Below are 7893 nucleotides of genomic sequence, written 5' to 3' on the forward strand. Positions count from 1 at the left end.
GTGCCGGGGAGCAGGTCACTCGGCAGTTTTTCGAACTTCAGCCGCATGGTCGTCGCCACGCCTTCGCCGAAGGCGATGGCTTCGCGCTGGCCCATGGAGGACAGGAAGGCAAGCGTCGAGGCGGAAGAGTCGGCAATCGCCGAGCGGATGATCGCCTGGTCCTGCTCATTGGCAAGCCGCATGGCGAAGAAGGTCGAGCATTGCGAAAGGATGGTCGGGTCGAGCTCGCCCGGGCGCTGGGTGACGACGCCGAGATAGCAGCCATATTTGCGGCCTTCCTTGGCAATGCGCGACAGCGCGTGCCTTGTCGGCGCGAAGCCGAGGCGCGGGTCGGCCGGCATATAGCGGTGCGCCTCTTCGCATAAAAACAGGAGCTGCAGCTTGCCCTCGCTCCACAGAGCGAGGTCGAAGGCCAGGCGCGCCAGCACCGAGCAGACCGAATTGACCACTTCCGACGGCATGCCGGCCATCTCGAAGCAGGTTACCGGGCGGCCATGATGCGGCACTCGGAAGATGTTGCCGATCGTCTCGTGGATGGTGTCCTCGATCAGGCGAGAGTTGAACATGAAGCGATAACGTGGATCGGCCGCCGCCGATTCGATGCGCGTCTTCAATGATTTGAGTGTCGGGCGATCGGTCTTGCTTTCGAGCATGCCCATGCGCTCATCGATCTGCTTGAGCAGGTCGGCGATGCGGTAGGGCACCGGCGTATCGGCGGTCAACGCATCGCTGCCGCGCCTGATATAGGAGCCCGAATTCGGGTTGCGGTAGAGATTCTTGGCGGCCGGGATAAGGTCGCGCAAGGCGTCGATTTCTTCCGGCTCGGTCTCGCGGCCCCGGAACAGCACCTCGGCGAATTCCTCGAGCTTGAACATCCAGAACGGCAGATCCAAGGTTTTGGAATCGACCCTGACGCAGTATTCGGGCAGCGATGCAGCGAACTCGTTGTGCGGGTCGAGGATCAGGATGCGCAGATCCGGCCGTGCCGCTATCGACTTGCGCAGCAGCAGCGAGACGGCGGTGGATTTGCCGACGCCGGTTGTGCCGACAATGGCGAAGTGACGCGCCAGCGTATCGTCGATGGCGATGTTGGCGGCGATCGTCTCGTCCTGCGCGAGCGTGCCGATCGTGATCGAATGACGCCCGGCGAGATCATAGACCGCCTGCAGGTCACGGGTGCGGATGCGATGCGCAACGGCGCCGATATGCGGATAGGTGGTGATGCCGCGGTCGAAGACCGGTTTGGCGCCGGGCTCTGCTCCGTCACGGACTTCGCCGATCAGCTCGATGCTGACCTCGATGGCGTTCTGGCCCTCATTGCTCCAGGCGCGGTCCGACTTGCCGATTGCGTAGACCAGGCCGACGGTTCGCGTCGATCCGAGATTGATGGAAATCATCTTGCCGACCGTCCACAGGCCGGTCACCGCGCCGTCGGCGTCATTCGCATAGGCGCTGATGGTGGCGCGCGCGCCATCGCATTGCACGACATTGCCGAGGATGCGCTTGTCGTTCTGCTCTGCGTCGCGGCGCTCCTGCGATGTCGGTTCTCCAACGGAGGCTTCGCGTTCGACATACATGGACAGGCCAATCCCCATTTCCCTGGAGCATCGATCCTACCCGAATGGGGTTAAGGCCCGATGATGTCGGATGGTGTAGAGAGCATTAAAGGGCTCGTGAAAATTGTCGTCAGCCGGCTCTTCTCCGGCGTCTATTTTTCACTATAATAGACATATGGATGATATAGCGAACGACATTTCCTCGACGATCGGCCGCAGGATACACGCCGAAAGGACCGTGCGCGACTGGTCCCTGGCCGAACTCGCGGAGCATTCCGGCGTCTCGAAGGCGATGCTCAGCACGATCGAGCGGGGCAAGACCAGCCCGACGGCGGCGCTTCTGGTGCGCATCGCGTCGGCCTTCGGCATGACGCTGTCGACCTTGATCGCGCGCGCGGAATTGCAGGGCGGCGGGATATTGCGCGAGGCCGACCAGCCGGTGTGGCGCGATCCCGACACCGGCTATGTCAGGCGGCATCTTTCGCCGGCTGGCGATATGCCGCTGGAACTGATCAAGGTGCATCTGCCGGCGGGCGCCAAGGTCAGTTTTCCGGCCGCTTCATACGCCTTCATCAAGCAGCAGATATGGCTGATTTCCGGGCGGCTCGAATTCGTCGAAGGTGAGACAGTGCACAGGCTTGTATCAGGCGACTGCCTAGCGCTCGGGGCGCCGTCGGACTGCACCTTCCACGCCCTCGAGCCCGGCGCCGACTATCTCGTCGCGCTGGTCAGGGGCTGACACAATGGCAAGAAGACCAAAGCGCTCCCACAATGGGGGGCCGCCTCTCGATGAGTACAAGGGCCCGCCATGGGGCAAGGGCGATCCCTACATCTTTCTTGCCTGGCAGGCCGCCCATGCCAAGGCGTGGAAGGCGCCGAGCCACGAGGTGATGCTGCTGCGCATGGCCGAGCGGCTTGGCCTGACCTATGAGGAGTACACGCTCGAGATCCTCGAGCGCGGGCGGCATCTCGGGCACGAAGACGCCGACCGCATCAGCGCCATCAAGGCGGCGCGAAAGCGACGCCGCGCGCACCGTCTGGACTGACAGCAATGCGCCCGCTTCTATTGCAATCACAGGATATCCTGCACATGAACTCGATCGAGATCGCAACCCTGAACCCGGCTGCCGAGACGCAGGACATGCTGACCGAATTGCTGGTCGCAACGGTGGCGGCCGGCGGTTCGGTCAGCTTCATGCATCCGTTGGCGACGCAGGCGGCAAGGACGTTCTGGGAGAAATCGCTGGCCGCGGCGGCAAGGGGCGAAAGAGCGGTGCTTGGCGCATGGGACGGCAAAAACCTGGTCGGCACAGTGACCTTGCTGCTCGATTGTCCGCCCAACCAGCCGCACCGGGCCGAGATCGCCAAGCTGATGACATCAGTCGATTACCGGGGCAGGGGTGTGGGAACGCGCCTGATGCGAGCCGCCGAGAGCCTCGCCGTGGAGAAGGACCGCACGCTGCTGGTTCTGGACACGGCGACCGAGGAGGGCGCCTCAGGCCTCTATGAGCGGTTGGGCTTCACGCTGGCCGGTGAGATACCGGACTATGCCCTGAAGCCGCATGGCGGGCTGACCGGCACGTTGATCTACTGGAAGCGGATCGGGCCAATCTCATAACCAGTCATGCCGGCGCGGAGAGGCGCAGGAGCAGCCATTGGCGGAAATCCTGTTCGGCTCCGGTCAGGCGTGCTGTCGACGCCTTGGTCAGGAAATGCCCCGATGTGCTGGAAAGTTCATAGTCGGAAAGCTTGACCAGCGTCTTGCTGTCGAGCGCCGCATCGACCAGCGGCCGCGAGCCCAAAAGCACGCCGGCGCCGGCGCTCGCCGCCTCCATGGCGGTGACGAAACTGTCGAAGCGGTGCGATCGTCTGGGATGGCCAGCCAGTCCAGCGGCGGCGAACCATTCCGCCCACATCTCGCGCGCGCCGGCGACCAGAAGCAGCGGCAGGGAAGGCCAGTTGTCGTCGCCGGCGAGCGCGGGTGCGGCCACCGGCACGAGCCGCTCGGCGGTCAGCCTGTCGGCTTCGCGTCCGGGGAACGATCCGTTGCCGAAGCGGATGTCGAGCACCGAGCCCGGCAGATCGTAGTCGGCAGGGCGATGGATCGTCACCAGATCGAGCTGGATGCGCGGCAATGCCTTTGCCAGATCGGGCAGCGCCGGAACCAGCATCAGCAAGGCAAAGGAGATCGGCGCCCGGATGGTCACGGTCTGGACCGCGCGCGGCTCGAACAGTTCCGCGGTGCTGTTGCCGATGGTGGCGAAGGCCGACTGGATGTGGGGCAAGTAGGCCGCACCCTCCGGCGACAGTGCGACGCCGCGGGCCAGCCGCGAAAACAAACGTGTCTTGAGCCGCTCCTCGAGAAACCGGATGTGCTGGCTGACGGCTGCCTGGGTGAGACCGAGTTCGGCTGCCGCCGCGGTGAAATTCGACAGCCGCGCCGCAGCCTCGAAACTGCGCAGCCAGTCCAGAGGCGGCACGGGTGTATTTGTACGAGCCATTAGTATTCTGCGGTCATTGGCTAAAAAATGATAATTTGAGTTATGCCTGTCGCGCGATCAACATGCAATCGAAACCCTGCGGATCAGGCTGCGGGGGACGCAATGAACAGGAACGGATCTCCATGCTCACCCACGCGCTGATCGGCGACGAAGGCAGAACAATCGACCTTGGCTGGCAGGACGGGTCGCGCAGCCGTTTTCACGCCATGTGGCTGCGCGACAATGCGCTGGACGACAAGACGCGCAGCGCCGGCAATGGTCAACGGCTCATCACCATTCTCGACATTCCCGCCAACACCAGGATCGGCGCCGCGTCGATCAAAGGCGGCGCCCTGGAAGTCAGCTTCGTGCCCGAGCAGAAGACGGTCAGCTTTCCCGCGGCATGGCTGAGCGCCAATGCCTATGATCGTGACGCAGGCCGCCAGCCGGGCTGGACAGGCGAGGCCACCGTGCGATGGACCAAGGCCTCGATGCAGAATTCGGTACCGCGCGCCGGCTATGTTGCGGCCAGCCGCGATCGTGCTGTGCTGGGGCAATGGCTGTCGGCGGTGAAAACCTATGGCTTCGCGATGATGGAAGATCTGCCGACCGAATCCGGGGCGCTGTGCAAAGTATCCGATCTGTTCGGCTACATCAGGGAGACCAATTACGGGCGCTGGTTCGAAGTGCGCGCCGAGGTCAATCCGAACAATCTCGCCTACACGAATCTCGGCCTCCAGGCACACACCGACAACCCCTATCGCGACCCTGTGCCGACGCTGCAGATCCTGTCCTGCATCGAGAATACGGTTGAGGGCGGCGAGTCCAGTGTCGTCGATGGGTTTGCCGTCGCGGCTGCGCTGCAGGCTGAGAACCCGGAAGGCTTCCGGCTGCTGAGCTCATGCCCGGCGCGCTTCGAATATGCCGGCTCTTCCGGCGTGCGGCTGCAGGCGAAGCGGCCGATGATCGAGCTCGGGCCCGATGGCGAGCTGATTTGCATCCGCTTCAACAACCGCTCCCTGGCGCCGACGGTCGACGTGCCGTTCAGCGATATGGAAGCGTACTACGCCGCCTATCGCCGGTTTGCGGAACTGATCGAGGATACATCCTTCGAGGTGACGTTCAAGCTCGAAGCGGGGCAGGCGTTCATCGTCGACAACACGCGCGTCATGCATGCCCGCAAAGCGTTTTCCGGTACCGGCAAGCGCTGGCTGCAGGGCTGTTACGCAGACAAGGACGGTCTGCTGTCGACGCTGGCCGCAATCGAGCATGGGTTCAAGGAGGTGGCGGAATGAGCGGCCAGGATTTGAACGCGGACACCATCGTCGAGTTCATCGCCGACATCTTCGAGCGCCGGGGTGCCGAATCCTATCTCGGCGAACCCGTCACCATGTCGGAGCACATGCTGCAGGGCGCCTGGTTCGCCGAGCAGGACGGCGCGCCGGACGAGCTGGTGGCGGCGGCGCTGCTGCACGACATCGGCCACTACACCAGCGAGTTCGGCACCTATTCGCCCGAGGATGTCGAGGACAAGCATCATGACGAGGCCGGCGGCGAGGTGCTGGCGCCGTTCTTTCCGCCGGTCATCGTCGAATGCGTCAGGCTGCATGTCGCGGCCAAGCGCTATCTCTGCGCCACCGACCAGACCTATTTCGGCAGGCTGTCGCAGGCCTCGGTGCATACGCTGTCGCTGCAGGGCGGGCCGATGAGCGCCGATGAAGTGGCCGAGTTCCGCAAGAACCCGTTCCACGAGGAAGCGGTCCGGGTCCGCATCTGGGACGAGAGCGGCAAGATCGCCAACATGAAGACACGGGCGTTTCGCGATTACGTGCCGCTGCTGCAGCGGGTGGTGAAGCAGTTCGCCGCGGGTAAGCCGGCGTAATTCCCCTCGAAGGAAGGAGGCAGGGTGCAAGCCATGCCTCCTTCCTTTTTTACTCCGCAGGAATGGCGCTCGCCTATCCCTTGTGGTGCACCTGCTGCAGCCCGTAGACCGGCGTCGCCAAGCCAGCCTGCCTGGCTTTCAACTGCAGCGCCAGGAACTGCGAATAGTGTCGTGACTGGTGCAGATTGCCGCCGTGGAACCACAGCGCCTCCTGTTGCGTCGGCTTCCACATGTTGCGCAGCTCACCTTCCCAGGGGCCGGGATCCTTGGTGGTGTTCGAGCCGAGGCCCCAGCATTTGCCGACCTTGTCCGCGGTTTCGCGGGATATCAGATCGGCGGCCCAGCCGTTCATCGAGCCGTAGCCCGTGGCATAGACGATGAGGTCCGCAGGCAGTTCCGACCCGTCGCCGAGCAGAACAGAGTGCTGCTTGATCTCTTCGACGTCGACGCCGCTCTTCAGCTTGATCGAACCATCGATAACCAGCTGCGAGGCGCCAACATCGATGTAATAGCCAGAGCCGCGCCTGAGGTACTTCATGAACAGGCCGGACTCGTCGTCGCCCCAGTCGAGCATGAAACCCGCCTTTTCCAATCCCTTGTAGAACGCCGCATCGCGTTTCTTCATCTCGGTATAGGCCGGGATCTGGAACTCGTGCAGGATCTTGTAAGGCAGCGAAGCGAAGATGAGATCGGCCTTGGCGGTGGTGATGCCATTCTGCAGCGCCTGCTCCGAATAGAGCGAACCCAGTCCGATTTCCATCAACGTGTCGGACCTGGAGATATGGGTACTCGAGCGCTGCACCATGGTCACGTCGGCACCAGCTTCCCAAAGTGCGGCAGCGATGTCATGGGCGGAATTGTTGGATCCGATGACAACGGCCTTTTTGCCGGCATAGGCGTCGGGACCCGGATGCTTCGACGAGTGGTGCTGGTCGCCCTTGAAGGTCTCCATGCCCTTGAATTTCGGCAGATTGGCCTTGCCGGACTGTCCGGTTGCCAGCACCAGCTGCTTGGGCTTCAGCGTGATGTCCTTGCCGTCGCGGTGGACGACGACGGTCCATTCCTTCGTCTTGTCGTCATAGGACGCACTTTTGGCCTCGGTCGAGGACCAGTAATTCAGCTCCATCACCTTGGCGTACATTTCCAGCCAGTCGCCGATCTTGTCCTTGGGCGAGAAGACCGGCCAGTTCTTGGGGAAATCGATATAGGGCAGATGGTCGTACCAGACCGGGTCATGCAGACAGAGCGATTTGTAGCGCTTGCGCCAGCTGTCGCCGGCCCGCTCGTTTTTCTCGATGATGATGGTCGGCACGCCAAGCTGCCGCAGCCGCGCGCCGAGCGCGATGCCGCCCTGGCCGCCGCCGATGATGACCGTATAGGGCTGGGTCTTGAAGCCGAGCTCGGCGGCTTCCCTCTCGCGTTCTTCTTTCCATGTCGGACGGTTCTTGCCCGAGCCGTGCCTGGCGCCCATCGGCCGCGCGAAGCCTGCCGGCTCCTCATGGCCTTTCAGTTCGGCCATGGTGGTCAGCAGTGTCCAGATCTTGCCGTTCTTCAGCCTGACATGGCCGAAGCCGCGTGCCACCTCCGTCTCGAAGCTGATCCAGCCCTCGATCAGTTCGCCGCTCTCGGTCGCGTCCTCGCCCTTGGCGATGGCGAAGTGCGACGGCCTGGTGTTCGACAATTGGCTTTTCAGCATGTCGCGGACCTGGTCGCGGCCTTCCATGGTCTTGATGTTCCAGGTGAAGGTAACGAGGTCGCGCCAGTAGCAATCCTCTTGAAAGCAATCGACCGCCTTCTCGATGTCATTGGCAGCCAGCGCGGCGCCGAATTGATCGAGCAGGTCGGACAGTTTCTTGCTAGGGGCCGTGTTCTTGCTAGAGGGCTTGTCGAGCATCAGGTTTCCTCCCGTGAAATCCAGATCGTCATGGTGGTCGCTCCGCCGGGCTTGCCGCCGGACGATCAAGTATCGTCAGAG

8 protein-coding genes are annotated in these 7893 nt (G+C 63.0%); 5 read left to right on the plus strand and 3 right to left on the minus strand.

Translation table 11 applies throughout. The annotated features are described in order from the left end of the window. A partial coding sequence (locus tag EOD15_RS23395) for an ATP-binding protein (RefSeq protein ID WP_148129624.1) occupies nt 1-1577 on the minus strand: 1577 nt, incomplete at its 3' end. Nucleotides 1578-1731: 154 nt separating this feature from the next. Between EOD15_RS23395 and EOD15_RS23400 the strand changes: the two genes are divergently transcribed. From EOD15_RS23400 to EOD15_RS23410, 3 genes are read left to right on the plus strand one after another with little or no spacing between them, the layout of a single operon-like run. Then, on the plus strand, nt 1732-2295 hold the full coding sequence (locus EOD15_RS23400; protein ID WP_127322651.1) for an XRE family transcriptional regulator: 564 nt from the start codon (nt 1732-1734) through the stop codon (nt 2293-2295). 4 nt (nt 2296-2299) lie between these two features. Beyond that, a complete protein-coding gene (locus EOD15_RS23405) occupies nt 2300-2602 on the plus strand; it encodes a hypothetical protein (RefSeq protein ID WP_127322650.1) in 303 nt (100 codons plus the stop codon). Nucleotides 2603-2646: 44 nt separating this feature from the next. Next, nucleotides 2647-3174 carry an N-acetyltransferase gene (locus tag EOD15_RS23410; protein WP_127322649.1) on the plus strand — a complete coding sequence of 176 codons (528 nt, stop codon included), beginning with the start codon at nt 2647-2649 and terminating at the stop codon, nt 3172-3174. A gap of 4 nt (nt 3175-3178) precedes the next feature. Here EOD15_RS23410 and EOD15_RS23415 read toward each other — a convergent pair whose 3' ends face one another. Beyond that, the gene (locus EOD15_RS23415; protein ID WP_127408869.1) at nt 3179-4057 is read right to left on the minus strand and encodes a LysR family transcriptional regulator; all 879 of its coding nucleotides are present in this window, start codon (nt 4055-4057) and stop codon (nt 3179-3181) included. Between the two features lie 122 nt (nt 4058-4179). Between EOD15_RS23415 and EOD15_RS23420 the strand changes: the two genes are divergently transcribed. Both EOD15_RS23420 and EOD15_RS23425 read left to right on the plus strand, forming a co-directional pair. After that, nucleotides 4180-5331 carry a gamma-butyrobetaine dioxygenase gene (locus EOD15_RS23420; RefSeq protein ID WP_127322955.1) on the plus strand — a complete coding sequence of 384 codons (1152 nt, stop codon included), beginning with the start codon at nt 4180-4182 and terminating at the stop codon, nt 5329-5331. Further along, nucleotides 5328-5918: an HD domain-containing protein gene (locus tag EOD15_RS23425; protein ID WP_127322954.1), complete on the plus strand. Its 591-nt coding sequence runs from the start codon at nt 5328-5330 to the stop codon at nt 5916-5918. Before EOD15_RS23420 ends, EOD15_RS23425 begins: the two co-directional genes overlap by 4 nt. A 73-nt stretch (nt 5919-5991) precedes the next feature. Here the strand turns inward: EOD15_RS23425 and EOD15_RS23430 are convergent, their stop codons facing one another. Continuing rightward, entirely contained in the window at nt 5992-7812 is a 1821-nt protein-coding gene (locus EOD15_RS23430) for an NAD(P)/FAD-dependent oxidoreductase (protein ID WP_127408870.1), read from the minus strand. Nucleotides 7813-7893 lie beyond the last annotated feature (81 nt).

The organism is Mesorhizobium sp. M7A.T.Ca.US.000.02.2.1 (assembly GCF_003996995.1).
Taxonomy (GTDB): domain Bacteria; phylum Pseudomonadota; class Alphaproteobacteria; order Rhizobiales; family Rhizobiaceae; genus Mesorhizobium.

Excerpts from the sequence above, each read along its gene's own strand:
- EOD15_RS23400 (WP_127322651.1), top strand. The coding sequence starts at position 1,732 with ATGGATGATATAGCGAACGACATTTCCTCGACGATCGGCCGCAGGATA.
- EOD15_RS23405 (WP_127322650.1), top strand. The coding sequence starts at position 2,300 with ATGGCAAGAAGACCAAAGCGCTCCCACAATGGGGGGCCGCCTCTCGAT.
- EOD15_RS23410 (WP_127322649.1), top strand. The coding sequence starts at position 2,647 with ATGAACTCGATCGAGATCGCAACCCTGAACCCGGCTGCCGAGACGCAG.
- EOD15_RS23415 (WP_127408869.1), bottom strand. The coding sequence starts at position 4,057 with ATGGCTCGTACAAATACACCCGTGCCGCCTCTGGACTGGCTGCGCAGT.
- EOD15_RS23420 (WP_127322955.1), top strand. The coding sequence starts at position 4,180 with ATGCTCACCCACGCGCTGATCGGCGACGAAGGCAGAACAATCGACCTT.
- EOD15_RS23425 (WP_127322954.1), top strand. The coding sequence starts at position 5,328 with ATGAGCGGCCAGGATTTGAACGCGGACACCATCGTCGAGTTCATCGCC.
- EOD15_RS23430 (WP_127408870.1), bottom strand. The coding sequence starts at position 7,812 with ATGCTCGACAAGCCCTCTAGCAAGAACACGGCCCCTAGCAAGAAACTG.